Source organism: Plasticicumulans sp. (assembly GCF_035331805.1).
Classification (GTDB): domain Bacteria; phylum Pseudomonadota; class Gammaproteobacteria; order Competibacterales; family Competibacteraceae; genus Plasticicumulans.
In genome coordinates, this window is sequence record NZ_DAOLKE010000001.1 from 1 (window position 1) to 24,244 (window position 24,244).

Annotated in this window: 16 protein-coding genes; 7 read left to right on the top strand and 9 right to left on the bottom strand. The window is 72.3% G+C overall.

Annotated elements, in window-relative coordinates; all coding sequences use genetic code 11:
* Positions 1 to 256: 256 nt before the first annotated feature.
* Entirely contained in the window at positions 257 to 532 is a 276-nt protein-coding gene (locus PKE44_RS00405; RefSeq protein ID WP_324547636.1) for a hypothetical protein, read from the top strand.
* A gap of 41 nt (positions 533 to 573) precedes the next feature.
* Here PKE44_RS00405 and phoU read toward each other — a convergent pair whose 3' ends face one another.
* Positions 574 to 1,263 (bottom strand): phosphate signaling complex protein PhoU, encoded by a 690-nt coding sequence (gene phoU / locus PKE44_RS00400; protein WP_324547637.1) that lies wholly within the window; start codon positions 1,261 to 1,263, stop codon positions 574 to 576.
* Positions 1,264 to 1,457: 194 nt separating this feature from the next.
* Here phoU and PKE44_RS00395 point away from each other — a divergent pair, with 194 nt between their 5' ends.
* Positions 1,458 to 2,780 (top strand): DUF3422 domain-containing protein, encoded by a 1,323-nt coding sequence (locus PKE44_RS00395; RefSeq protein WP_324547638.1) that lies wholly within the window; start codon positions 1,458 to 1,460, stop codon positions 2,778 to 2,780.
* Positions 2,781 to 2,809: 29 nt separating this feature from the next.
* Here the strand turns inward: PKE44_RS00395 and PKE44_RS00390 are convergent, their stop codons facing one another.
* From PKE44_RS00390 to PKE44_RS00375, 4 genes are all read right to left on the bottom strand, one after another.
* Positions 2,810 to 3,049, bottom strand: coding sequence for a thioredoxin family protein (locus PKE44_RS00390; RefSeq protein ID WP_324547639.1), 240 nt, complete (start codon positions 3,047 to 3,049; stop codon positions 2,810 to 2,812).
* Between the two features lie 35 nt (positions 3,050 to 3,084).
* A complete protein-coding gene (locus PKE44_RS00385; protein ID WP_324547675.1) occupies positions 3,085 to 4,116 on the bottom strand; it encodes a permease in 1,032 nt (343 codons plus the stop codon).
* Between the two features lie 129 nt (positions 4,117 to 4,245).
* Positions 4,246 to 5,088: an S-formylglutathione hydrolase gene (gene fghA, locus PKE44_RS00380; protein WP_324547640.1), complete on the bottom strand. Its 843-nt coding sequence runs from the start codon at positions 5,086 to 5,088 to the stop codon at positions 4,246 to 4,248.
* A gap of 62 nt (positions 5,089 to 5,150) precedes the next feature.
* On the bottom strand, positions 5,151 to 6,260 hold the full coding sequence (locus PKE44_RS00375) for an S-(hydroxymethyl)glutathione dehydrogenase/class III alcohol dehydrogenase (protein ID WP_324547641.1): 1,110 nt from the start codon (positions 6,258 to 6,260) through the stop codon (positions 5,151 to 5,153).
* 218 nt (positions 6,261 to 6,478) lie between these two features.
* Here PKE44_RS00375 and PKE44_RS00370 point away from each other — a divergent pair, with 218 nt between their 5' ends.
* The 5 genes from PKE44_RS00370 (at position 6,479) to PKE44_RS00350 (ending at position 15,067) form a co-directional block, all read left to right on the top strand.
* Positions 6,479 to 8,194, top strand: a complete 1,716-nt coding sequence (locus tag PKE44_RS00370) for a SulP family inorganic anion transporter (RefSeq protein WP_324547642.1) — start codon at positions 6,479 to 6,481, stop codon at positions 8,192 to 8,194.
* A gap of 37 nt (positions 8,195 to 8,231) precedes the next feature.
* Entirely contained in the window at positions 8,232 to 9,089 is an 858-nt protein-coding gene (locus PKE44_RS00365; protein WP_324547643.1) for a transglutaminase family protein, read from the top strand.
* Between the two features lie 56 nt (positions 9,090 to 9,145).
* Positions 9,146 to 9,721: a hypothetical protein gene (locus PKE44_RS00360; RefSeq protein ID WP_324547644.1), complete on the top strand. Its 576-nt coding sequence runs from the start codon at positions 9,146 to 9,148 to the stop codon at positions 9,719 to 9,721.
* A gap of 149 nt (positions 9,722 to 9,870) precedes the next feature.
* Entirely contained in the window at positions 9,871 to 14,394 is a 4,524-nt protein-coding gene (locus PKE44_RS00355; protein WP_324547645.1) for a hypothetical protein, read from the top strand.
* 19 nt (positions 14,395 to 14,413) lie between these two features.
* On the top strand, positions 14,414 to 15,067 hold the full coding sequence (locus PKE44_RS00350; RefSeq protein ID WP_324547646.1) for a M50 family metallopeptidase: 654 nt from the start codon (positions 14,414 to 14,416) through the stop codon (positions 15,065 to 15,067).
* 81 nt (positions 15,068 to 15,148) lie between these two features.
* Here PKE44_RS00350 and PKE44_RS00345 read toward each other — a convergent pair whose 3' ends face one another.
* The 4 genes from PKE44_RS00345 to prsT (PKE44_RS00330) form a co-directional block, all read right to left on the bottom strand.
* The gene (locus tag PKE44_RS00345) at positions 15,149 to 15,463 is read right to left on the bottom strand and encodes a phasin family protein (RefSeq protein ID WP_324547647.1); all 315 of its coding nucleotides are present in this window, start codon (positions 15,461 to 15,463) and stop codon (positions 15,149 to 15,151) included.
* 131 nt (positions 15,464 to 15,594) lie between these two features.
* A complete protein-coding gene (gene prsT, locus PKE44_RS00340; RefSeq protein ID WP_324547648.1) occupies positions 15,595 to 18,393 on the bottom strand; it encodes an XrtA/PEP-CTERM system TPR-repeat protein PrsT in 2,799 nt (932 codons plus the stop codon).
* Positions 18,394 to 18,468: 75 nt separating this feature from the next.
* Positions 18,469 to 21,258 carry an XrtA/PEP-CTERM system TPR-repeat protein PrsT gene (prsT, locus tag PKE44_RS00335; protein WP_324547649.1) on the bottom strand — a complete coding sequence of 930 codons (2,790 nt, stop codon included), beginning with the start codon at positions 21,256 to 21,258 and terminating at the stop codon, positions 18,469 to 18,471.
* A 92-nt stretch (positions 21,259 to 21,350) separates the two neighbouring features.
* A complete protein-coding gene (gene prsT / locus PKE44_RS00330) occupies positions 21,351 to 24,149 on the bottom strand; it encodes an XrtA/PEP-CTERM system TPR-repeat protein PrsT (RefSeq protein ID WP_324547650.1) in 2,799 nt (932 codons plus the stop codon).
* Positions 24,150 to 24,244: the final 95 nt, after the last annotated feature.

Sequence of the window (24,244 nt, forward strand, 5' to 3'; positions counted from 1 at the left end):
TGCGCGGCGCGTTCACGCTGCGCAAGCCGCTCTGAGGCCGGCCTTGCCGCAGCGGGGAGCGAAGGTTTCCGGCAGCGGCTGCATGGCCTGACGCTCCTGCGGCGCGCGCAGGGCCGGGCGTGCGCTGCGATCGCAGCAGGATGATCTGCAGCGCGCCGCCTGATGCGACCGGGCTTAAGCCGGCTTCAAGCCGTCGGGGACGCGGCGGGCGTAGCATGGCTGCATCCTTTCCCTGCGCCCGTCCGAGGTCGTCCCGATGTCATTGCGCCCGCGTGCCTCGCTGCTGCCGCGCCTCGCCGTGCCGCTGTTCGCCGGCCTGCTGTCCGTGTCCTTCGTCGCGAGTGCCGCGCCGCCTCCGCCGGCCGAGCCGGCGAAGCTGCACGCGGCGATGGAGGCGCTGAAGCTCGCGCAGCGCGATCTGGAGGCGGCGCCGTCCGATCACGGCGGGCATCGCAACAAGGCGCTGCAGCTGATCGAGCGCGCGCTCGAACAGTGCGAGCGCAGCGCCGAATCGCTGCGTCAGGCGCACTGAGCGCCGATTTCCGGGCCTGCGGGCCGGCGGCGTTCGTGCGCTCAGCCGGTCGCGGCCGCTTCGCCGGCCGTGCCGCGCACGCAGGCGGCGATGCGCAGGCCGATGTCGCGGGCATGATCGCCGATGCGCTCCATGGCCTTCAGCGCGCTGGCGAGCTGCATGCCGGCGCCGATGCCGCGCGGATGCTCGGCCATCCACGCGACCAGCGTCGCCAGCCGCGCGTGATATTCGGCATCCAGCCGCCGGTCGTCCTCGACCAGTCGCGCCGCAGCCGTGGCATCGACCGCATCGAGGGCCGAACGCGCCTGCGCGAGCATGTCGCCGACCTGTGCCAGCAGCGGGCGCACCGCCGCATCGAGCAGGCTGCGCGGGCAGGGCGTGCCGGCGAGCGCGACGGTGGCGGCAGCGAGCTTGCCGGTCTCGTCGCCGATGCGCTCCAGATGGCGCGCGGCATCGGCGAGCGCCAGCACCAGGCGCAGGTCCGAGGCCACCGGCGCGCGCAGCGCCAGCAGCAGCAGCAGCGCGCGTTCGATCTCGGCATCGAGCTCGTCGATGCAGCGCTCGCCGTGCGGCCAGCGGGCGGCGATGCCGGCATCGAGCGCGAGCAGTGCGGCGGCGGCGGCCTCGAACTGCGTCGCGGCCAGGCTGCCCATGCGCGTCAGCAGGTCGCGCAGGCTGGCCAGGCGCTCGTCGTAACTGCGCACGAGGTGGGGTTCGGTCGTGAAGCTCATGGTGGCAATCCGCAAGGCAGGGACTGGAACGGCCGGGTCGGCCGCCGCATTATTGCGCTGCAACATGACAAGCCCGTGACCAGCGCAGGACGCCGGGGTGGCAGGTGTATTTTCATCTGACGCAATGCTTTTCACGATGGCATGTGCCCCGTAGACTCGCCGCTCCCGCTTCCAGACCCTTCCGGAGTCCCACCATGTCCAGCGTCCCCGGCGCGGCACCACCGCCGGCGTTCCTGTTCGGCGGCCTGCGCGAACACGCCACCCGCCGCGTGCTCGACCACGAAATCCATGCCCGGCCGTCCGAGGAACTGCGCGCCCCGGCGCGCGCCTCGCATCTGGCCGTGCTGTCCGGCCCGGACGGCGCGGCGGCCGATCGCGCCCACGTCGCCGAGCTGTGCTGGCGCTACGGCGTCGAGCCGCCGGCCTCGAACGAGGTGTTCCACGCCATCGACCTCGGGCCGCTGCGCCTGCGCTGGGAGCGGCACACCGAGTTCTCGTCCTACACCTTCCTGCGCGCCGAGCCGGATCAGGACGACCCGTTCGCGGCGCCGCCGATCGCCTCGGTGCCCTCGGACTGGCTCGCCGGCCTGCCCGGCGAGGTGCTGGTCGCCACGCACGTGATCCTCGAATCCGGCGGCAGCGCCGGGCGCGATCTCGCCAACATGCAGGCGGTGTTCGGCACGACCAACATCGCCGGCAGCCGCGTGCTCGGCGGCGCGGCCGTGGCCTGGAGCGACTTCCGCATCCATCCGGACGGCTTCGACCGGCTGCTGGTCGCCGATCACGGCCTGTCGCCGCGTCAGGCCGGGCGGCTGGTGCAGCGCCTGCTGGAGATCGAGACCTACCGGATGCTGGCGATGCTCGGCTTCCCGAATGCCCGGCGCAGTTCGCAGGAGCTCAACGGCGTCGAACGCCGGCTGGCCGAGATCACCGGACGCATGACCGGCAACGAGGCCCCGGACGCCGAGGCGAAGCTGCTGACCGAGCTCTCCGACCTCGCCGCCGAGGTCGAGCGCGGGGCGGCGACTTCGACCTACCGCTTCGCGGCCAGCCGTGCCTACCGCACGCTGGTCGAGCGGCGCATCGAGGAACTGCGCGAGGAGCGCATCGAGGGTCTGCAGACGCTGGAGGAGTTCATGGAGCGGCGGCTGGCGCCGGCGATGCGCACGGTCGAGGCCGTGCGCGAGCGCCAGAGCCAGCTGTCCGAGCGCGTCGCGCGGGCGACCGGGCTGCTGCGCACGCGCGTCGACGTGACGCTGCAGCAGCAGAACCAGGCGCTGCTCGCGTCGATGAACCGCCGCGCCGACCTGCAGCTGCGGCTGCAGGAGACGGTCGAGGGCTTGTCGGTGGTCGTGCTCAGCTACTACCTGGTCAGCCTGCTCGGCTATCTGGTCAAGGCGCTGTCGAAGGCCGGACTGCCGCTGAGCCCGGAGATCGTCTCCGGGGCCGCGGTGCCGGTCGCGCTGGCGGCGCTGACCTGGAAGATCGGCCGCATGCGCAAGGCGCTCGCGCACTGATGCCCCCTCCGGCCCTTCGTCGCGGATCCTCAGCCGAGCAGGCGCTTCAGCTCGGCGACACCGGCGAGGTGGCCGGCGAGCTTCACGACGCCGTCGACGGCGAGGGCCGGGGTCTGCATCACGCCGAAACCGGCGATGCGCGCCGGATCGGTGATCTTCTCCAGCTCCCAGTCGAGGCCCAGCTCGTCGGCGGCCTGCGTCGCGTATTCGGCGAGCTTGCGGCATTTCTGGCAGCCGCTGCCGAGGATCTGGATCTTGCGTCGGTTCATGGCAGGCCTCCGCAGCCGGTCGGTGACCGGCCTCGTCACAGCACGAGATTGAACACGTAGCCGACCAGCAGGATGCCGGTTGCGACCACACCGGTGAACACCGCGATCAGTCGCGGTTTCAGCACCTTGCGCAGGATCACCAGCTCGGGCAGCGACAGCGCGACGACCGACATCATGAACGCCAGTGCCGTGCCGAGGGCCGCGCCCTTGGCGAGCAGCGCCTCGACCACCGGCACGATGCCGGCGGCATTCGAGTACATCGGCACGCCGAGCGCGACGGCGAGCGGCACGCTCCACCACGCCTCGCGGCCCATCAGCGCCGCCATGAAGTCGGTCGGCACGTAGCCGTGGATGCCGGCGCCGACCGCGATGCCGGCGAGGAGGTAAGGCCAGACCCGCCCGACGATGTCGCGCACGGCGGCGCTGCCGGCGCCGAGATGTGCATTCCAGCCGACCGGGCCGGAAAGACCGGCCGCGGCGGTCGTGGCCGGGCAAGTGCGCACCCAGTCCTCGACGCTGCCCTCCATGCCGATGCGACCGATGATCCAGCCTGCCCCGAGCGCGACCGTCAGGCCGAGCGCCAGATACAGCGCCGCGATCCGCCAGCCGAACAGCGCGAACAGCAGGCCGAGCGCGATCTCGTTGACCATCGGTGCGGCGATCAGGAACGACAGGGTCACGCCGAGCGGCACGCCGGCCCCGAGGAAGCCGATGAACAGCGGCACGGCCGAGCACGAGCAGAACGGCGTGACCACGCCGAGTGCGGCGGCGAGGGCATTGCCGAGGCCGCCGCGTCGCCCGGCGAGCAGCGCCCGCGTGCGCTCGGGCGAGCAGTACGAGCGCACGATGCCCATCACGAACACGACGGCGCACAGCAGCAGCAGGACCTTCGGCACTTCGTACAGGAAGAAGCCGATGGCCGCCCCGGCCCGGCTGTCGGGCGCAAACGGCAGCCAGGCAGCCAGGGCCGCGGCGAGTGCCGGCAGCCGCTCGTACACGAACAGCCCCAGCACGGCGCCGGCCACGGCGATCAGGCTCGGGCCGCTGGCGCGCAGTCGCGCCTGCATCGACGACGGAACGGACGGAACGGTCTGCATCGCGGCGCTCCTGCATTTGTTTCGATATCCATAGAACAATGCAGGCAAGCGCGCGATGACCGGTGTCAATCGCTCCGGAGGTTGTCGTGCAGCCCGGCTTCAGCCCTGCAGATGCCCGGCGTGCCAGGCGAGGTGCTCGCCGATGAAGCTGGCGATGAAGTGGTAGCTGTGGTCGTAGCCGGGACGCAGGCGCAGATCGAGCGGGATGCCGCGCGCCGCGCAGGCGGCGGCGAGGTCGTCCGGGTGCAGCTGCTCGCCGAGGAACTCATCGGCCGTGCCCTGCTCGATGCGCATCGGCAGCGGCGCGGCGCCGTCCTCGATCAGGCTGGTCGCATCCCAGGGCCGCCACATGCGCCGGTCGGCACCGAGATAGGCCGTGAACGCCTTCTCGCCCCAGGGGCTCGCCGACGGATGGCAGATCGGTGCGAAGGCCGAGACGCTGCTGTAGCGCCCCGGATGGCGCAGGGCCAGCACCAGCGCGCCGTGCCCGCCCATCGAGTGGCCGCAGATCGCCCGCCGGCCCGGCTGCAGCGGGAACAAGGTCTCGGCGAGCAGCGGCAGTTCGAAGGCGACGTAGTCGTGCATGTGGTAGTGCGTGGCCCACGGTGCGCGGATCGCCTCGACGTAGAAGCCGGCGGCCTGGCCGAGGTCGTAGCCGGGATCATCCGGCACCTCGTCGCCGCGCGGGCTGGTGTCCGGAATCAGCAGCGCCAGGCCGAGTTCGGCGGCGTAGCGCTGTGCGCCGGCCTTGACGCGGAAGTTGTCGTCGGAGCAGGTCAGGCCCGACAGCCAGTACACGGCCGGCACCGGGCCGGCCTCGGCCTGCGGCGGCAGGTAGATCGAAAACGTCATCGGACAGGCGCAGCTTTGCGAGTCATGCCGCCAGCGTTCGAGCCAGCCTTCATGCTCGCGGATGCGTTCGAGGCGTTCGGGGGTCGACATCGGGGCGGGGCCTCGCGGCAGGTAAGGACGGGGAAAGCCGGGCGAAGCGGCGGCCGGTTCATTCAGAACACGATCACCGAGCGGATGCTCTTGCCTTCATGCATCAGCTCGAAGGCATGGTTGATGTCTTCCAGACCCATCGTGTGCGTGACCATCGGGTCGATGCGGATCGTGCCGTTCAGGTACTGATCGACGAAGCCCGGCAGCTGCGAGCGGCCCTTGACGCCGCCGAAGGCCGTGCCCTTCCAGGTGCGGCCGGTCACGAGCTGGAACGGCCGGGTGCGGATCTCGCGGCCGGCACCGGCGACACCGATGATCGTCGACACGCCCCAGCCCATGTGCGTGCATTCCAGGGCCTCGCGCATGACCTCGACGTTGCCGATGCATTCGAAGCTGTAGTCGACGCCGCCGTGCGTCATCTCGACGATGGCCTCGCGCGTGCTGACCGTGAGCGCCTCCGGGTTCACGCAGTCGGTGGCGCCGAGCGCGCGCGCCATGTCGAACTTGGCCGGGTTGGTGTCGATGGCGATGATGCGGCCGGCCTTCGCCATCACCGCGCCCTGGATCACGCTCAGGCCGATGCCGCCGAGCCCGAACACCGCGACCGTGCTGCCGGGCTCGACCTTCGCGGTGTTCAGCACCGCGCCGATGCCGGTGGTGATGCCGCAGCCGAGCAGGCAGACCTTGTCGAGCGGGGCGGCCGGGTTGATCTTCGCGAGCGCGATCTCGGGCACGACCGTGTATTCGCTGAAGGTCGAGCAGCCCATGTAATGGAAGATCGGCTTGCCGTCCTTCGCGAAGCGGCGCGTGCCGTCGGGCATGTAGCCGGTCCAGACCGTCGCGGCGATCGACTGGCAGAGGTTGGTCTTCGTCGAGGCGCAGTACTCGCAGTGACCGCATTCGGGGATGTACAGCGGGATCACGTGATCGCCGGGCTTCAGGCCCTTCACGTCCGGCCCGCACTCCTCGACGATGCAGCCGCCCTCGTGGCCGAGCACGCACGGGAAGACGCCCTCGGGGTCGTCGCCGGACAGCGTGAAGGCATCGGTGTGGCAGACCCCGGTGGCGACCGTGCGCAGCAGCACTTCGCCGGCACGCGGCCCCTCGACTTCGATCTCGGTGACCGAGAGCGGCTTCTGCGCTTCCCAGGCAACGGCGGCACGGGCTTTCATCGGCAGGCTCCTCGTGTGGGGCGATGCCCGCAGGCATCGGGCGGCCGCGGACGGCTCGAACCGCTACAGGCTAGACGGCAGCATCGGGGATGCGCAGGCGACCGCCGGCCCCGGCACGCCGGGGAATGGCCGGTCTCTGCAGGACTGCGGGCGGCGGGCGCCGGTTCCTGTCAGGCTGGATACCCGTCCGCCACCGCCGCCGGAGGCCTTCGCCGATCATGTCCCCTGCCCTGCGCCGCTGGCTGCCCTTCCTCGCCTGGCCGCGTCCGACGCGCGCGACACTCGCTGCCGACCTGCGCGCCGGGCTCGCGGTCGGGCTGGTGCTGATCCCGCAGGCGCTCGCCTACGCGACGCTCGCCGGCATGCCGGCGCAGACCGGGCTGTACGCGGCGCTGCTGCCGGCGGTGGTCGGCTGCCTGTGGGGCTCGTCGCCGCTGCTCGCCGCCGGGCCGGTGGCGCTGACCAGCCTGCTGAGCTTCGGCGCGCTGCAGCCGTTCGCGGCGCCGGGCAGCAGCGGCTGGGTGGCGGCCGCGGTGTGGCTCGCGCTGTACGCGGGCCTGATGCAGTGCGCACTCGGGGCGCTGCGCCTCGGGGTGATCGCGAACCTGGTCTCGGGGCCGACGCTCGCCGGCTTCATCCATGCGGCGGCGCTGATCATCATCGCCACGCAGCTGCCGGCGCTGCTCGGCCTGCCGCCCTGGGGGGCGTCGCTGTCCGGCTGGCCGGCGCAGGTGGCGGCGCGCCTGCAGCAGGCGCCCGGCGCGGTGGCCGTGTCCGCGGCCTTCGGGCTCGGGGCCCTGCTGCTGCTGCTGTGGCTGCGCCGGCACCGGCCGCACTGGCCGGGCGTACTGCTCGTCTGCGGGCTCGGCATCGTGCTCAGCCACTTCAGCGCTTACGCAGGCCATGGCGGGGCCGTGATCGGCAGCGTGCCCGAGGCGCTGCCGCAGCTGTCGCTGCCACCGGCGCTCGATTTCGGGACGCACCGGGCGCTGCTCGCGCCGGCGCTGGTCGTGGCGCTGGTCAGCTTCACCGAGGCGATGTCGAGTGCGCGCACGCTGGCGCGCCGGCGCGGCGAGCGCTGGAACGAGAATCAGGAGCTGATCGGTCAGGGGCTCGCCAAGATCGCGAGCGCCGCCAGCGGGGCGTTTCCGGTCAGCGGCTCGTTCTCGCGCTCGGCCCTCAATGAATACGCCGGCGCCCGCACGGCCTGGTCGACGCTGTTCGCCGCCGCCTGCGTGTTCGCGTTCCTGCTCGCCGGCACCGCCGTGCTCGCGCCGCTGCCGCAGGCGGTGCTGGCGGCCGTCGTCATCGTGCCGGTGACCGGGCTGATCAACGTGGCCGGCCTGCGGCGCATCGGGCGGCTGGCGCGCGACGACGGCCTGGTGGCGCTGATCACCTTCGCGGCGACGCTGTTCGCGGTGCCGCAGCTGCACTGGGGCGTGCTCGCCGGCCTGATCGCCGGCCTCGCGGCCTCGATGCTGCGCCGCAGCCAGCCGCGCATCGTCGAACTCGGCGTGCTGCCCGATGGCCGGCTGCGCGCGCGCGAGCGCTACGGCCTGCCGCGGCCGGCGCCGGACCTGATCGTGCTGCGCCCGGACACGGCGCTGGTCTACGCCAGTGCGGCGGCGGTCGAGCGCGCGGTGCTCGATCACGTCGATGCCGGCGTGCAGCGCGTGCTGCTGGTCGGCACGGCGATCAATGATCTCGATGTCACCGGCCTCGATACCTTGCGCGAGCTGCGCCGCACGCTGGCGGCACGCGGCACGACGCTCTATCTCTGCCGCATGAAGCTGCCGGTCTGGCGGCTGCTGGAGCGCGCCGGCGTGCCGGCGGAGTTCGGCGAAAACCGCTGTTTCCGCACCGAGCGTCAGGCGATCGCGGCGCTGACCGGCGAAAACCCTGCGCCGGCTGCGGCCGATCGCCCGCATCCGTAGTACGGTGCAGGTCCGCATCGCCGCCGGAGAGCCGCCGATGAAGCGCATCCTGATCGCGCACCGCACCGAATACCGCTATCCCGAGCCGGTCCGGCTCGGCCCGCACCGGCTGCTGCTGCGCCCGCGCGAGGGCCACGAGGTGCGCGTCGAACGCTCGCGCCTCGACATCACCCCGGCCGCGCAGCTGCGCTGGTGCCGCGATGCCGATGACAACTCGGTCGCGATCGCGCACTTCCCGCAGCCGGCCGGACGGCTCTGCATCGACAGCGAAGTGGTCATCGAACACCACGACGATGCGCCGCTCGACTTTCTGGTCGAGGACTACGCGCTGCACTACCCGTTCGAGTACGCAGCGGCCGAACGCACCGACCTGCAGCTGGCGAGCACGCCGGTCTATCCGTCCGATCGCGCCGTGGTGGCGGCCTGGGTCACCGGACTCGGCATCGGGGCGGGGACGCTGGAAACCTACGTGCTGCTCGACCGGCTGAACCGCGCCATCTGCGGGCAGCTGGAATACGGCATGCGCGAGGAGCCCGGCGTGCAGTCGCCGGCCGAAACGCTGCGCCTCGGCACCGGCTCCTGCCGCGACTACGCGACGCTGTTCATCGAGGCCTGCCGCGGCCTCGGGCTGGCGAGCCGCTTCGTCAGCGGTTACCTGCACACCTCCGAGACCGCCGCCGGCCATGCCTCGACCCACGCCTGGGCCGAGGTCTACCTGCCGGGGCCGGGCTGGAAGGGCTTCGACCCGACCGGCGGCGTGCTGACCGGCAGCGACCACATCCCGGTTGCGGTCGCCCGCCACCCGGAGGCGATCCCGCCGGTGTCAGGCAGTTTCTACGGACCACCGGATCTGCAGGCGGACATGCAGGTCGACGTGCGCGTGGCGGCGCTCTGAGGCTGTGCCGGCAGCCCCACCGCATCCTGTCCGCAGCCACCGCGAGGGAACCGCCGATGAACACCGCCGCCCGCCTCGCCGAACGCCTGCTGCCGCTGCTCGCCGCCACCCGCCAGCCGCGGGCCGCGAACAGCGAGACCCCCGCGCTGCCGGCCGACGAAGCCTTCCTCGCCGTGCGCGGGCCGGAGCGCTGGCTGGCGCTGAACGGCGCCAGCCGTGCCGCGGCGCAATCCCTCGGCGAGGCGCTCGCCGGCGACGATGCCGCGGCGCTCGAAGCCGCACTCGATGCGCTGGTCGCCAGCACCGGCGACTGGCTGGCGCTGCACGCCGAGCTGATGCAGTCCGAAGCCACCGATGCACAGCTCGCCGAAGGCCGGCGCCTGGCGCTCGCCGTCGTGGCGCGGGCGCTGTCGGATCTGGCGCTCTGGCTCGCCCGCGTGCTCGCCGGCCTCGAACGCCAGCCGCCGGCACCACTGCCGCCGCTGCGCCTGCACGCGCAGGCCGAGGTGCTGCGCTGGGCGGCGTGGGACGGACGGCGGACGCTGACGCAACCGCTGCCGGCGCCCGGCGATGGATCAGCCGGATCGGGCTGGATCCATCAACTGCGACGCTGGCTGTCGTCGCACTTCTAACCGGCGTTTCCGCCTGACCGGCCGTTACAGCCGCATCCGGCTATGCCGACTGTGGCGGGCATCGGGTTACCATCGTGGCATACCCCACGTCCGCGCCGCTGCATCGGTGGTGACCGGCATGACCGCCCGCAGAGACGGAGTCCCCAGCGATGAACATTGTCAATCCGCTACCCGGGCTGTCGTCAGCGTGCAAGCGCTTCCCCACCGGCCGCACGTTGCTGTCGCTGGCGCTCGGGCTGGCCATGCAGCAGGCACCTGCGCAGACGGCACCCTCAACCGTCACTTGGGGAGGTAATGATGGCGAAACTTGGACTACCGGTTTCTGGGATGACATTTCCGGCAGTCCGCAAGCCGGGGACATCGTGCAGCTGCTGGCCCCGGCCGGCAGCAATCTGGGATCGCAGACCGTCACCTACGATGAGACTGGCGCTCCGGCTTATGCCTCGCTGACGATCGATGCCACTGCACCGGACTCGATGACGCTGCAAAGTGACAATGCCAATGCGTTGAATGTTACTGGCAACTTCGCCATCGGCAAGAACGGCAACGGTATCTTCCAGCAGTCCGCCGGCGCCGTGAGCGCCGCGCAGGTCTTGCTTGGCGGCGAGGTGTTCGGTACCGATACCAGCAACGGCAACGGCCAGTACACGATGAGCGGCGGCAGCCTGACGACGAGCACGCTGACGGTCGGCAATCTGGGCAGCGGCAGCTTCACGCAGAGCGGCGGCGACGTTTCGACCTCGCAGCTGACGCTGGGCAGCGCCGGCGGAACGCCCGCCAACAGCTTCGGCCAGTATTTTTTGTCCGGCAGCGGCACGCTCACCACCACGCAGTCGACGATCGGGGACATCGGCCGTGGCGAGTTCACGCAAAGCGGCGGCACGCATACGGTCGCCAGCGATCTGGTGCTTGGCAACGCGCCGGCGCTGACCGGCGGCACGCCGGCCCGCGGGGGCTTCTACACGCTCGGCGGCGGCCAGCTGATCGTCGCCGGCAGCACCATCATCGGCAACGGCAACAACGGCTTTGCCGGCGAACCCGGCGGCAGCGGCAGCTTCACGCAGAGCGGCGGCTCGCAGTTCGTCGGCGGCGAACTGCGGGTCGGTAATACCGGCAGCGATGCCGGCGGCACCGGCAGTTATGTGCTCTCCGGCACCGGCAGCCTGACGGTTGCCGGCACGCTGCGTCTCGGCGCGGCTGGCAACGGTTTCGGCGGCACCGGCAGCTTCACGCAGACGGGCGGCAGCGTGAGCGCCTCGAACCTGAGTATCGGTGAATCCGATACGACCAGCGGCGGCACGAGCAGCTACACGCTGTCCGGCGGCACGCTGGCAATCACCAGCAACGTGCTGGTCGGTGCCGGCGCCGATGGCACGTTCACGCAGTCCGGCGGGGTGTTCACGGTCGGCAATGACCTGAGCATCAATACCGGCAGCTACGCACTGTCGGGCGGCAGCGTGGGTATCGGCACCTCGCTGCATCTGGGCTCGGATCACGCGGCCACGCTGCTGCAGAGCGGCGGTTCGCTCGATGTCGGTGACCAGGCCTTCATCGGCGCCGGTGCCGGCGGCAACGGCAGCTATACGCTCAGTGCCGGCACGCTGAGCGCCGATTACCTTGATGTGGCGATCGTGGCGGGCAGTACCGGCACCCTGACCATCCGCGGCGGCAGCGCGACCGCACGCGTGAACCTCGTCATCGGCAGCGACGCGACGACGACGGCGAGCCTCGTGCAGACCGGCGGCAGCGTGTCCGTGCAGTCGGCGAGCTTCGGCCTGTACGTCAACGGCAGCTACCGCCTGAACGACACCGACGGTCCGGCGTCGCTCGATGTCACGCACGATGCCGTGATCGGCGACACCCTCAGCGGCAGCTTCACGCAGGTGCAGGGTGCCGTGACGGTCGGCCATGACCTGATCCTCGGCAGCGGCACGAGCGCCGGGGCCAACGGCAGCTACGCGATCTCGGGCGGCAGCCTCGATGTTGACGGGCGGGTCATCATCGGCCAGACGACCGGCGTCAGCGGTCAGTACACGCAGTCGGGCGGCACGGTCACGGTCGGCGGGGATTTCGTCGTCGCCAACCTGAGCGGCAGCCACGGGACGGCCACCCTCAGTGCCGGCAGCCTGAGCGTGCATGGCACGGCCACCGACAGCCGCATCGTCGTCGGCGGCCTCGGCAGCGGTTCGTTCACGCTCTCCGGCGGCAGCGTGACTGCCGACGGCCTGTCGGTCGGCAACAATGCCGGCGGCAGCGGCACGTTCACGCAGACCGGCGGCACGCTGACGGTCACGAGCGGCGGCGGCCTCGGACGCTCGGTGATCGGCGCGCTCGGGGACGGCACGTATTCGCAGAGCGGCGGCACGCACGTGACCACCGATCTCGTGCTCGGCAACAACCCGGGCGGCGGCAGCGGCACGTATGCCCTCGGCAACGCCGTGCTGAGCGTCAGCGGCACGACCTGGGTCGGGGCCGTGACCACCGGCGCGTTCACGCAGACCGATGGCTCGCACGCCACCAACCGCCTGCGCATCGGCAGCGACAGCGGCGCGAGCGGCAGTTACACGCTCGGCGGCGGCACGCTGAGCGTCGGCACGCTCGCCGTGGTCGGTGATGCCGGAACCGGCTTGCTGATCCAGACCAACGGCACCGCCACGATCGGTGACGACCTGATGATCGGGCGCGACGGCAGCGGTGTCGGCAGTGTCGCGGTTTCCGGCGGCACGCTGACGGTCGGCGGTGATCTGCTGATCGGCAACTTCGGCCAGGGCAGCTTCTCGCAGACCAGCGGAGCGGTCGCGGTCGCCGGCGAGCTGCTGCTCGGCGGCTGGCAGGACACCACTGCGCTGACCGGCAGCTGGGCCGACGGCAACGGCGTCTACGTGCTCGACGGCGGCACGCTCGACGTGGCGACCGACGCCGTGGTCGGCAACCGCGGCAACGGCCGCTTCGAGCAGACCGGCGGCACGTTCACCGTCGCCAATGCCCTGATCATCGGCAATCGGGACGCCACGCACGGCGAGTACGAACAGTCCGGCGGCACGACGCAGGTCGACGGCGAGCTGATCGTCGGCCGCCCCGCGGGCTCGACCGGCAGCTACACCCTGTCCGCCGGCAGGCTCAACGTCAGCGCGGATGCCTGGATCGGCCGGGCCGGCAGCGGCACCTTCACGCAGACCGGCGGGCTCGCCATCATCGGCGGCGACCTGCTGATCGGTGCCGAAGCCGGCGGCACCGGCCGGTACCGGCTCGACAGCGGCACGCTGGCCGTCGGCGGCAGCATCGTGCTCGGCGGCACGACCACGGCCGATGGCGGCAGCGGCGAACTGACGCTCTCGGGCAGCGCAAACCTGTACGCGCACGGCCTCGACCTGCGTCCGGGCGGCACGCTGGGCGGGCTGGGCGGCGGCATCACGCTCGGCGACTCTGAACAGGGCAACGCCGCCGCCGGCACGATCATGGTCAATCGCGGCGGCACGCTCGCCGGTAACGGCACGATTGCGGGCAGTATCACCGTCAACGATGGCGGCACCCTCAGCCCCGGCAACTCGATCGGCACGCTGAGCGTCGGCGACGTTGCCTTCGCCAGCGGCTCGACGCTGCGCATCGAGGTCGACGGGGCCGGCAACGCCGATCTGCTGCACTCGACCGGCAACATCACGATCAGCGGTGCCACGCTGCGCATCGACTCGGCCGACGGCACGTACTCGGCCGACGCGAACTACACGCTGCTGACCGCCGACGGCCGTATCAACGGCACCTTCACGAATGTCGTGACCTCGCTGCCACTGCTCGCACAGACCGCCACCTATACCGGCAACGCCGTGACGCTGGTCGTGCCGACCCCGGACGAAAACGCCTCGCGCTCGCCGCTCGACCTGATCGGCGGCAGCCCCGTGAGCCTGCTCGGACGCATGACGCTCGCCGATGTCGAGGCCGGCTTCCTGCTCGACCCGCTGGTCACCGGCATCGACGAGGGTCAGGCCGGCATCGGTGCGCGCATCGGGCGCTACCACGCCGACGGCTACCGCCAGACCTACGAGGAAATGCCGCTGCGCTATGCGTGGAAGCTCGACAGCGGCCTGACCGTGCTCGCCGAGCTGCCGGTCGCGAACATCACGACCAGCGGCCGGGGCGTCGATCGCCGTGACCGCAGCTACGGCTTCGGCGGTGGCCTGCGCGTACCGGTCGCCGCCGGCTGGGACCTGAAACCGATGTTCCGTTACGGCACCGTCGTCGACGAGGACTGGGACCACGTCGGCTCGCTGGCCTCGGCCTCGCTGACCAGCCACTTCCGGACGTCCTTCGGCAATGGTTACGAGTTCGGCGCCGACAACCTGATCGGCTACTTCCAGTCGGTCGGCGGTCGTGTCGAAGGACTGAACGCCGGCTACCGCCTGCACGAAGTCGCGCTGCACAACGCCGTGCGCGTCGGCGGGCCGCTGGAGGGCACCTTCCTCGGCAGCGGCGCGCGCTGGACGGCGTGGATCTCGGACACGCGCTTCCTCGGTTCGGAGCTCGCGGCCGACAACTTCCAGCGCATCGGCATCGCCGCGAGCACGCGCGTGCGCGTCGGTGAACGCTTCTCCGAGAACCTGAACCTCGGCCTGCACTACACGCAGTCGGCCGGCGGCGATCACGGTGTCGAGCTGAACTTCGGCTACCGCTTCTGAGACCCGGGAGGCTGTGCCGATGAGCGCACTGCGGTTCTGGCTGCTGCTGCTCGTGGCGGCCGTGCTGTCGGCGCTGCCGCTGATCGGGCTGCCGCTGCGCTGGGCCGGCACCTTCTTCCATGAGCTCAGCCACGGGCTGATGGCCGCGGCGACCGGTGGCGACATCGTGCGCATCGTGCTGCGCACCGACGGCTCCGGACTGTGCGTGTTCACCGGCGGCTGGGGCGTGCCGGTGGCTTTCGCAGGCTACGCAGGGGCGCCGCTGTGGGGGCTCGGCATCTTCGCGCTGGCGAGCGGGGATTCGCAGCGCGACGACGCGCCGATCCTCGCCGGCCTGCTCGGCGGCACGGTCGCGATCACGGCGCTGCTGTATGCGCGCGATGCGGTGACGATCGTGATCTCGGCGCTGCTGGTCGCGCTGTTGCTGCTGCCGCTGCGCCGGCGCTGGCGCAACGGGCGGGCGCTGCAGGCCGGGCTCGAAGTCCTGGGGCTGGCCGTGATGCTCGATGCCGTGCAGGCGCCGCTCGCGCTGTTCGGGCTGTCCGGCCGGCATGACGGTGCCGATCTGGCCGCGCACACCTGGCTGCCGGCGCCGCTGTGGGCCGGGCTCTGGTGCGTACTGGCGGGGGCCTGCCTGTGGCTCGCCTGGCGGCGGGTGCGTGCGCTGCGCTGAGCGATGGCCGGGCCGGCGGACCGGAAAACAAAAACCGCCCGACGGTGCGGGCGGTTTTCAGGAAGGTCGGGGCGCCGGCGATCAGGCGGCCTTGACCAGATCCTTGTACTCGGCGCCGACGCCGGCGAGCAGGTCGGCATAGGCCTTGGCATCGGCCTGCAGCTTGGCACCCAGCTCCTTCGCGACTTCGACCGAGGACTCGCCGTAGGCCTTCAGGCTGGCCAGATCGGTCACGTCGGTGGCGGCCTTCAGGCGCGCCAGGCTCAGGTCGCTGTAGCTCTGCAGCAGGCTGAAGTTGAAGGCGGTCAGCTTTTCGAGGCTGGCGACGTTCAGCTTGCCGGCCTTGACGACGGGGGCGGACAGGGACTCGAGCGACGGAACGGAGAACTGGGTCATGGCTGCATCCTCGTTTGGGTGGCGGGGCGGTCGGGTTCCGGTGAACCCATGGGTGCCATTATATCCATGCGATGCTGCAGTGCAACATCCTTTTGAGCCTTCTGTCCCGACCCTGTTCCTTTCCCCGTGATTCAGCCGCCGGCCCTGCCGAGCAGCGCGAGCGCGGCATCGCGTCCTTCGAAGGACTGCGCACCGGCGAGCAGCGCGCGCAGCGTCGTGCGGGCCGCCTCGACGCGGCCGCTGGCGAGCTGCGCCCGGGCGAGGTTCAGCCGGATCGAGCTGGCCGACGGCTCGCCGCGGCTCGCCGTGTCCAGTACGCCGATCGCCGCTTCCGGCTGGCCCGCGGCGATCAGCACTTCGCCGAGTGTCTCCAGCACCTCCGGCCGCGGGGCCAGCAGCGCGGCCCTGCGGGCGTGGACGAGCGCCTGCTGCGGGTCGCGATCCCGCAGCAGCCAGGCGAGGTCGTTGAGGGCCACGACCTCGTCGGGTCGCTGGCTCAGCACGAGCACGAGGGCGACGCGCGCGTCCTCCAGCCGGTCGAGCCGTTCGTACAGGGTCGCGAGCTGCAGGCGCAGCCCGACGGCCTGCGGATGCCGGGCGAGCCAGGTCTCCAGCATGCGGGCCGCGGCCGCCCCCTCCCCGGCCGCCTCGCGCCAGGCTGCCTCGCGCTGCGGCCAGCGGGCCTCGTCGGGCTGCCGGCCGCGCAGCAGCGCGTAATAGGCCGCCGCCTTCGCAGCTCCCTGCTCGCGGCCGAGCCGTTCGCCGGCGTGATCGAGCAGGGCCGGATGATCGGGCACGGCCTGCTGCAGCTGCGCGAGCCAGGCCCGGGCCCGGGCCGGATCGGCCGCGAGCGCGTCGAGCCGTGTGAGCAGGGCTGGCGCCGGCGCGGCCTCGCGATCGGCCCGCAGGGCCGGAATCAGGGCCTGGAGCAGCGCTTCGGCGTCGCTGCGGGCCGCCGCGCCCGCGGCCAGTCCGTACAGTGCCGCCACCGAGTCCGGCCGGCGCGCGAGCCAGTCGCGATGCAGTCGTTCAGTCTCGGCGATGTCGCCGGCCTGCAGGCGCGCCGCCGCCAGATGCGCCAGCACGGCTTCGTCGTCGGGATGGGCGAAGTGCAGGCTGTCGAGGCGGGTGACGGCGTCGGCGAGCCGGCCGTGCTGCGCCTGCAGGCGGGCGAGCAGCAGCTGCGGCGCCACGGCTTCGGGGGCGATTCCGGCCACGGTCTCCAGCGCCGCGATCGCGGCTTCGGGCCGGCCGTGCAGCCATTCGAGCCGGGCGAGCGCCATCAGCGTCGGCACATGCCGGGGGCTGCGGGCGAGCACGGCCTGATAGCGTGCACGGGCTGAATCGGGCCGGCCGTCGAGCAGATCGAGCCGCGCCAGCGCGGCAGCGGCCTGCGCCTGGCCGGGCACGAGGGCGAGTACACGTTCGTAGTCGGCACGGGCCGCCGGCAGGTCCTGCAGCCCCTCATGCGCCGCGCCGGCGTAGAGCAGCGGCTCGACCGCCTCCGGATGCGCGGCCGACAGCGCCTGCGCCTGCGCCAGGGCTTCGGCGTGACGACCGCTGGCGAGCCGGGCGAGCAGCAGCGCCCGGGCCTGCTCCTGCGCACCCGGCGCGCGCCCGGCGGCGGCACCGAGTGACTGCAGCGCTGCGTCGTGCTCGCCGAGGGCGAGCTGCGCCAGGCCGTGGCGCATCTGCGCATCGGCCGATTCGGGCCTGAGTTCGACCAGCCGGCGCAGCTGCGCCTCGCCCTCCTGATAACGCCCCTGCAGCAGCGCGGCCATGCCGAGGATTTCCAGCGCTTCGGCGTCGTCGGGATGGCGTGCCAGCAGCGGCTGGATCGCCGCCTCGGCGCCCGGGCCGTCACCGGCGGACAGGCGCAGCCGGCCGAGCAGCCGGGCAACGCCGTCGGCTTCGGGATGGCGGGCGGCGAAGCCGGACAGATCGGCCAGCGCCGGTTCGCGCTGTCCGAGCGCGAGCCGGGCGCGGGCGAGCTGTTCATGGGTTCCGGCGTCTTCGGGCGCGCGCTGCAGGGCGCGTTCGAAGGCCGTGACCGCTTCGGCCGGCTGCTGGCGGCGCAGCGCCAGCAGGCCGAGGCCGTAGTGCATCAGCGGCTGATCGGGCAGGCGCTCGGCGACCGCCTCGAAGTCGGCGCGGGCACCGGCATCGTCGCCGAGCTGCACGCGCACGAGGCCGCGGCGCAGCCGCAGTTGCGGCACCGAAGCCGCATCGGCGAGCGGCAGGGCTGCGTCATAGGCCTGCAGGGCGGCCGTGTACTGCGCGTCCGCCAGCTCCCCGTCGCCGAGCAGCGTCCAGGCCAGCCGGGCGATGTGTGCGGCGGGCGCCGGCTGGCGCGCGAGCAGGGTCTGGAGGCGGGTGCGCGCGGCCGGCCAGCGACCGGCCTGCAGATCGAACTGCGCGAGCCCGAGCTGCGCGCGTGCCGAAGCGGCATCCGTCGCCACCGCGGCCTCGAACTGCAGCCTGGCCTGCCCGGTCTGGCCGAGGGCCTGATGGGCGGTGGCGCGCAACGCCCGCAGCTCGGCGAGCTCCGGCGTGCGCATGTTCGGCTGCACGATCGCCCGATCGAGCAGCGCCTGCCATTGCTGCTGCACGGCCAGCGCTTCGGCCAGCGGCACGGCCAGCTCGCCGGCCGGCACGCCGAGCTGCGCGGCACGCGTCAGTTCCTGTTCGGCGTTCGCACCGTCGCCAAGCCGCACGTAGGCGATGCCGAGCAGGCGGCGGGCAGCCCCGTCACCGGGGCGCTGCTGCAGGCGGTTCTTGATGTCGATGACGGCGGCGCTGACCTGACCGGCTTCGAGCTTGCGGCCGGCAGCGGTCAGGACATCATCGTCCGCCTGCGCGCCGGTCCCGGACAGGATCAGCACGCAGGCGCAGACGGCGGCGCGCGTGCGGTACAGGGCGGTTCGGGGCATGGATCACCATCCTGATGAACGGAGGGCCGCAGCATATCCGCAGCCGGCAGCCCCGGTCCCGGGATAACGCCTGCGTCAGCCGCCGAGCTTCTTCAGCAGCGCCGCGGCGTCGCTGCGCTCGGCGAAGCGGGTGTCGCCGGCGAGCAGTTCCTTCAGCAGCCGGCGGGCGTCCTCCTTGCGCTGCTGCCCGGCCAGCGCCACGGCGAGCTGGTAGCGGATCGAGGGCTGCTGCGGTGCGCGCAGGGCGGCGTACTGCAGGACCTCGGTCGCGCGCACGTATTCGCCGCCGGCAATCAGCACCTCGCCGAGGGTTTCGAGGATGCGCGGCTCCGGGCGCAGGCGCACGGCGCGCTCGGCCAGACGCAGGGCACGGCGCGGGTCGTCCTTGCGCAGCAGCCAGGCGAGGTTGTTCAGCGCCGAGACGCGCGTCGGGTTGTCGGCGACGATGCGCTCCAGCTCGGCCTTGGCATCGGCGTTCTGGCCGGCGGCGAGCATCATCGCCGCCAGCTGGGCGCGCACCGTGTCGTCGTCCGGATGCCAGCGCAGCCAGTCGACCAGCACCGAGCGCGCCTGGGCCGGCTCCTTCGCCTGCTGCCAGAGTTCGACCTCGCGCAGCGCCCAGAGCTGTTCGTGCGGCTGCCGGCGGCGCAGGCCGCCGTAATAGATCGCCGCCGGCTGCCTGCCCTGCTGGCGTTCGATGCGCCGGCCCTCGAATTCGAGCAGCGCGAGGTTGTCGGGCAGCGCCTGGTTCAGTTCCTCGAACCAGGCGCGGGCGGCGGCCTCGCCCGGGGCCAGTTCCTGCAGCCGTGCCAGCAGCGCTTGCGCGAGGGCATTGCCGGGGTCGGCGGCGAGCGCCGGACGCAGCGCTGCGCGCAGGCCGGCGTCGTCGCTGCCGGCGGCGCAGGCCGAGGCGTAGCCGTACAGGCCGGTGGCGGACTTCGGATCGAGATCGAGCAGACGGCGGTAGGCGGCGCGGCCGCCGCCGGCATCCCCGAGTGCGGTCTTCGCGGCTCCGAGCAGCGCGATCAGCTGCACATCGTCCGCATGGCGGGCATGCACGGCTTCGAGCAGTTCGAGCGCCGCCGCATGCCGGCCCTCGCGCCCGAGCAGGCGCGCGAGGCGCAGGCGCGGCTCCAGCGCCTCCGGATCGGCCGCGACCGCCTGCTCCAGCGCGCGCCGGGCGGCCTCGGGGTTGTCGAGCCGCAGTTCGAGCGCTGCCAGCTCCAGCAGCGTGGCCCCATGGCCCGGATGCTGTTCGAGCACGGCCCGATAGCGCGAGCGGGCCTTGTCGGGCCGGCCCTGCTGCAGGTCGAGCGTCGCCAGTCCGCCCGATGCGGCCGGGTCGCCGGGGCTGCGCGCGAGCACGCGCTCGAAGGCGGCACTGGCGCCCTCGGTGTCGAGGGCGCTCGCGCGGGCGATGCCTTCGAGCAGCAGCGGTTCGTTGCGATCCGGCCACAGCGCCTGCAGGCGCTGGGCGGCAGCGACGGCTTCGGCATGCTGGCCGCTGCGCAGCAGCCCGAGCGCCAGTGCGTATTCGTAGCGTTCCTGACCGGGCTGCAGCTGGGTGGCCTGCGCGAGTTCGCGCAGGCCGTTCTCGCGATCGCCGAGTGCCAGCAGGCCGAGGCCGAGCCGGTAGCGCGCCGCGGCCGAATCCGGATCGCGTTCGACCGAGCGGCGCAGCAGCGGCTCGCCCTCGCGCGCTTCGCCGCGGGCGAGCGCGATCGCGCCGAGCATGTCGAGCACGGCGTTGTCGTCGGGATGCAGTTCGAGCACGTGGCGCAGCAGTTTCTGCGCGCCGGCGGTATCGCCCTGCTGCAGGCGAATCGTCGCGAGCAGGCGCAGGATCGGATCGCTGTCCGGATGTTCCTGCAGGAATTTTTCCAGATCGGTGACCGCCTGCTCGCGCTGGCCGAGCGCGATGCGCGTGGCGGCGATCTTGGCGTGGATGTCGGGATTCTCGTGATCGCGCTGCAGCGCGCGTTCGAAGGAATCCAGCGCATCGGCATAGCGCCCCTGCCGGTACGCGAGCAGCCCGAAGCCGAAATGCGGCAGCGGCAGATCCGGCAGCCGGGCGTTGACCGCACCCAGATCGGCACGGGCACCGTCGGGATCACCGAGATCGATGCGCAGCAGCCCGCGCTTGAGCTGGATCGCCAGCGCCTGGTGCGGCCGGCCGGTGGCGATGGCGCGGTCGTAAGCCTTCGCGGCCTCCGGCAGGCGCCGGGCCATGATCTCGACATCGCCGAGCAGCGCCTGCGCGATGTGCTCGACCGGCTGCGGCAGCGGGGCCGACAGCACGGTCTGCAGGCGCTGGCGGGCGGTGTCGGGGTGGCGGGCCGCGAGTGCGAGACGCGCCTCGGCGATCTGCGCACGCGGCGCGGCCGGGTCGGTGGCGAGCGCGGACTTCACGGCCGCCTCGGCGTCGCCCTGGCGGCCGAGCGCGAGCAGTGCCTCGCCGCGCAGCGCGCGCAGGTCGGCGACATCGCGCATCGACATGCCCGAGACCGGCTGCACGCTTTCGAGCAGGCGCTGGTATTCGCGCTGCAGCAGCAGGGCTTCGGCGAGCGGCAGTGCGATGCCGGTCTCGCGGACCTTCAGCCGCCGGGCGCGCAGCAGTTCCTTTTCCGCCTCCGCACCGTTGCCGAGCTCGACGTACAGCACGCCGAGCAGCCGCCGGCCCGGCCCGTAATCGGGCTCGTCCTGCAGCGCGTTCTTCAGTTCGATGATCGCGGCGCCGAGCTGGCCCTGCGCGCGCAGCTGTTCGGCCTTGTCCAGTTCCCTGGCCAGGTCGGCTGCGGCGGTTGCGCTGCCGGCGAGCAGCAGCAGCGCAGCCGCAAGCGGCCGCATCCGGGTGTTCCACATCATGCAAGTCCCTCGATCGATGAAGCCGATGAAACCCGGCGGGCCGCCGGCCGGCCCCCTGGCCCTTGCCGGCGACCCGGTGAACCGGAGCGGATTCAGCTGCCGATCTGCGCGAGCAGGCTCTGCGCCTCGGCGCGCTCGGAGAAGGGCTGATCATTCCCGAGCAGGGATTTCAGCAGCTCCCGGGCCTCGTCCCTGCGTCCGTCGAGCGACAGCGCAAGTGCCAGGTGATAGCGGGCCGAGCCCAGCTGCGGGGCGCGCGCGACGGCCTTCGCCAGCACCTCGGCGGCCCGGGCGTACTGGTGCTGCGCGATCAGCACCTCGCCGAGCGTGTCCATCAGCCGCGGATCGGCCGGGCGCAGCTGCAGGCAGCGGTTCGCGTAGTCCAGCGCCCGCTGCGGATCGTCCTCGCGCAGCAGCCAGGCCAGGTTGTTCAGGGCCGCGAGCTGGTCGGGCCGGCGTTCGAGCACCGCCTCGAAGGCGGCGCGGGCCGGGGCCCGGCGATCGGCGTCGAGGTGGATCAGGCCGAGCGCGAAGCGCGCCTGCACGTCATCCGGGTGTGCCTGCAGCCAGCGTTCGAGCAGGGCCTGGGCCTGCGCGGCCTCGCGGTTGCCGCTGCGGAGCTCGGCCTCGCGCAGCACCCACAGCGCGGCCTGCGGCTGGCGGCGCTGCAGCTGGGCGTAGTAGGTCAGCGCGGTCGGGGCGCCGTATTGCCGGTAGCGGCGCTGGCCGATGAAGTCGAGCACGATCTCGTCGTCCGGGCGATCGCGCAGCAGCGCTTCGAGCCAGTCCTCGGCCTCGCTGGCGCTGCCGGCGAGACCGACCAGGCGTTCGAGCAGGGGCAGGGCTTCGGGGCGGCGGTTGTCGACGGCCAGGGCTTGCGCGAGCGTGCCGCGCAGGCCCGCGGCATCGCCGGCCTGCGCGTGCGCGGTCACGAGCGCGTAGCGGGCCTCGGCCGACTGCGGCTGCAGTTCGATCAGCCGGCGCAGCGTGCCGATCGCATCGGCGCTTTCGCCGTTTGCGCCCTGTGCCAGGCCGAGCGTCAGCAGCAGCGGCGGATACTCCGGAAACTCGGCGCGTACCGCGACCAGGGTGCCGACGGCGAGCAGGGGCTGGCCCTGACGCAGCTGCCAGCGGGCGAGCAGCACGTAGGGCTGCGGCACATGCGGATCGGCGGCGATGGCTTCGCGCAGGGTTTCGGCATAGGCCTCGCCCTGGCCCTGCCGGGCTTCGAGCCGGGCGAGCTGCATCAGCGTCGGGGCATGCCCGGGGTGATGGGCGAGGATCTGCCGGTACCAGCCGCGCGCGCCATCGATGTCTCCGCTGCCGAGGTCCAGGGCGGCGAGGGCGCCGGCGGCCCGCGGATGTCCGGGCTCCAGTGCCAGCGCCCGGCGGAAGGCGGCACGGGCTTCGGCATCCTGCTGGCGGGCGGCCTGGGCAATGCCTTCGAGCACCAGCGGCTCGGCCTGGTCCGGCAGGCTCTGCTGCAGGCGGCGCGCGACGGCGATGGCCTCGTCGAAGTGCCCGGCGCGCAGCAGGCTGACGCTCAGGCCGAACTCCAGGCCGTGCTCGTGCGGATCGAGCTCGACGGCTTTCTGCAGCTCCTCCAGCCCGCGGTTCTGGTCGCCGGCGGCGAGCAGGCTCATGCCGTAGGCATAGCGGCCGAAGGCGGAAGCCGGTGCCAGTTCGGTGGCACGCGCCAGCAGTTCGCGGCTGCGCGCGGCATCGCCCTGGGCGAGCGTGATGCGGCCGAGCAGATCGAGCAGCGCGGCATCATCGGGCTGGCGTTCGAGCAGCGGCTGGATGAGCGCGGCAGCGGCGTTGGCATCCCCGCGGCGCAGATAGGCATTCCCGAGCAGGCGGGCGGTCACCTCGGATTCGGGATGCTCGGCCAGGAAGCGCGACAGGCCGTCGATCGCCGGGTCGAGCTGTCCGAGCGCCAGCTGCGAGGCGGCCAGGTAGTAGCTGGCATCGGCGTTGTCCGGCGCCCGCTGCAGCGCACGGCTGAAGGAAGCGGCCGCCTCGGCGTAGCGCCCCTGCCGGTAGGCCATCAGCCCGAAGCCGTAATGGACCAGCGTATGGTCGGGCGCCCGGCCGGCGACGCGGTTCAGATCGGCGGCGGCACCGTCATAGTCCTGCAGCTCCACCCGCACCAGTCCGCGGCGCAGCACGACGCCGAGATGACTCTGCCCGGTGTCGATGGCTCTGGTGTAGGCCGCATCGGCTGCAGGCAGATGCCGGGTGGCAACCTCGAGATCGCCGAACTGCGACCAGGCATCGTTGGCAAGCTGCGGACTCAATGACTGGTCGACGGCCCGCTGCAGCCAGACGCGGGCCTGATCGTGGCGCTGTTCGGAGAGGGCCAGCCGGGCACTGCCGAGCAGCGCCCGCACGGCGGCCGGATCGGTGCGCAGTGCGCTTTCCAGCGAGGTGCGGGCTTCGTCGTTGCGCCGCAGCGCGAACTGCGCCTCGCCGCGCAGCGCGCGCACGTCGGCCACCTCGCGGGCGCTCATGCCGGTCAGCGGCTGCACGTCATCGACCAGTCGCTGCCAGGCCCGCTGCAGATAGATGGCTTCGGCCAGCCCTGCCATCAGCCGCGGCAGCGGCACGCCGAGCCTGCGCGCCAGCCGCAGTTCCTTCTCGGCGGCAGCTCCGTCGCCCTGTTCCAGATACAGGCTGCCGAGCAGCAGCCGCACGCGGGCATCCCCGGGCGCCTCGGCCAGAGCGTTCTTCAGCTCGATGATGGCGGCCGGCAGGTCATGCGCCTTGCGATGGTCCTCGGCACGCTGCAGATATTCCGGATCGGCGCTCGTGCCGGCGACACCGGTGCCGGTGCCCGCCAGGGTGATGGCGACGGCAGCGGCAGACAGGCCGCGGCGAAATCGGTGCAACATCTGTATCCTCCAGCACGGCCGGGGTCGGGTCGGTCTTTCCGAGCCGCTGACCGGCGCTGCACCTTAAACGAGTCTGGCGGCCGATCGCGAGCCTG

Excerpts from the sequence above, each read along its gene's own strand:
- phoU (WP_324547637.1), bottom strand. The coding sequence starts at position 1,263 with ATGAGCTTCACGACCGAACCCCACCTCGTGCGCAGTTACGACGAGCGC.
- PKE44_RS00375 (WP_324547641.1), bottom strand. The coding sequence starts at position 6,260 with ATGAAAGCCCGTGCCGCCGTTGCCTGGGAAGCGCAGAAGCCGCTCTCG.
- PKE44_RS00345 (WP_324547647.1), bottom strand. The coding sequence starts at position 15,463 with ATGACCCAGTTCTCCGTTCCGTCGCTCGAGTCCCTGTCCGCCCCCGTC.
- PKE44_RS00370 (WP_324547642.1), top strand. The coding sequence starts at position 6,479 with ATGTCCCCTGCCCTGCGCCGCTGGCTGCCCTTCCTCGCCTGGCCGCGT.
- PKE44_RS00390 (WP_324547639.1), bottom strand. The coding sequence starts at position 3,049 with ATGAACCGACGCAAGATCCAGATCCTCGGCAGCGGCTGCCAGAAATGC.
- prsT (WP_324547650.1), bottom strand. The coding sequence starts at position 24,149 with ATGTTGCACCGATTTCGCCGCGGCCTGTCTGCCGCTGCCGTCGCCATC.
- PKE44_RS00360 (WP_324547644.1), top strand. The coding sequence starts at position 9,146 with ATGAACACCGCCGCCCGCCTCGCCGAACGCCTGCTGCCGCTGCTCGCC.
- PKE44_RS00365 (WP_324547643.1), top strand. The coding sequence starts at position 8,232 with ATGAAGCGCATCCTGATCGCGCACCGCACCGAATACCGCTATCCCGAG.
- fghA (WP_324547640.1), bottom strand. The coding sequence starts at position 5,088 with ATGTCGACCCCCGAACGCCTCGAACGCATCCGCGAGCATGAAGGCTGG.
- prsT (WP_324547648.1), bottom strand. The coding sequence starts at position 18,393 with ATGCCCCGAACCGCCCTGTACCGCACGCGCGCCGCCGTCTGCGCCTGC.
- PKE44_RS00405 (WP_324547636.1), top strand. The coding sequence starts at position 257 with ATGTCATTGCGCCCGCGTGCCTCGCTGCTGCCGCGCCTCGCCGTGCCG.
- PKE44_RS00385 (WP_324547675.1), bottom strand. The coding sequence starts at position 4,116 with ATGCAGGCGCGACTGCGCGCCAGCGGCCCGAGCCTGATCGCCGTGGCC.
- PKE44_RS00395 (WP_324547638.1), top strand. The coding sequence starts at position 1,458 with ATGTCCAGCGTCCCCGGCGCGGCACCACCGCCGGCGTTCCTGTTCGGC.
- prsT (WP_324547649.1), bottom strand. The coding sequence starts at position 21,258 with ATGATGTGGAACACCCGGATGCGGCCGCTTGCGGCTGCGCTGCTGCTG.
- PKE44_RS00350 (WP_324547646.1), top strand. The coding sequence starts at position 14,414 with ATGAGCGCACTGCGGTTCTGGCTGCTGCTGCTCGTGGCGGCCGTGCTG.
- PKE44_RS00355 (WP_324547645.1), top strand. The coding sequence starts at position 9,871 with ATGAACATTGTCAATCCGCTACCCGGGCTGTCGTCAGCGTGCAAGCGC.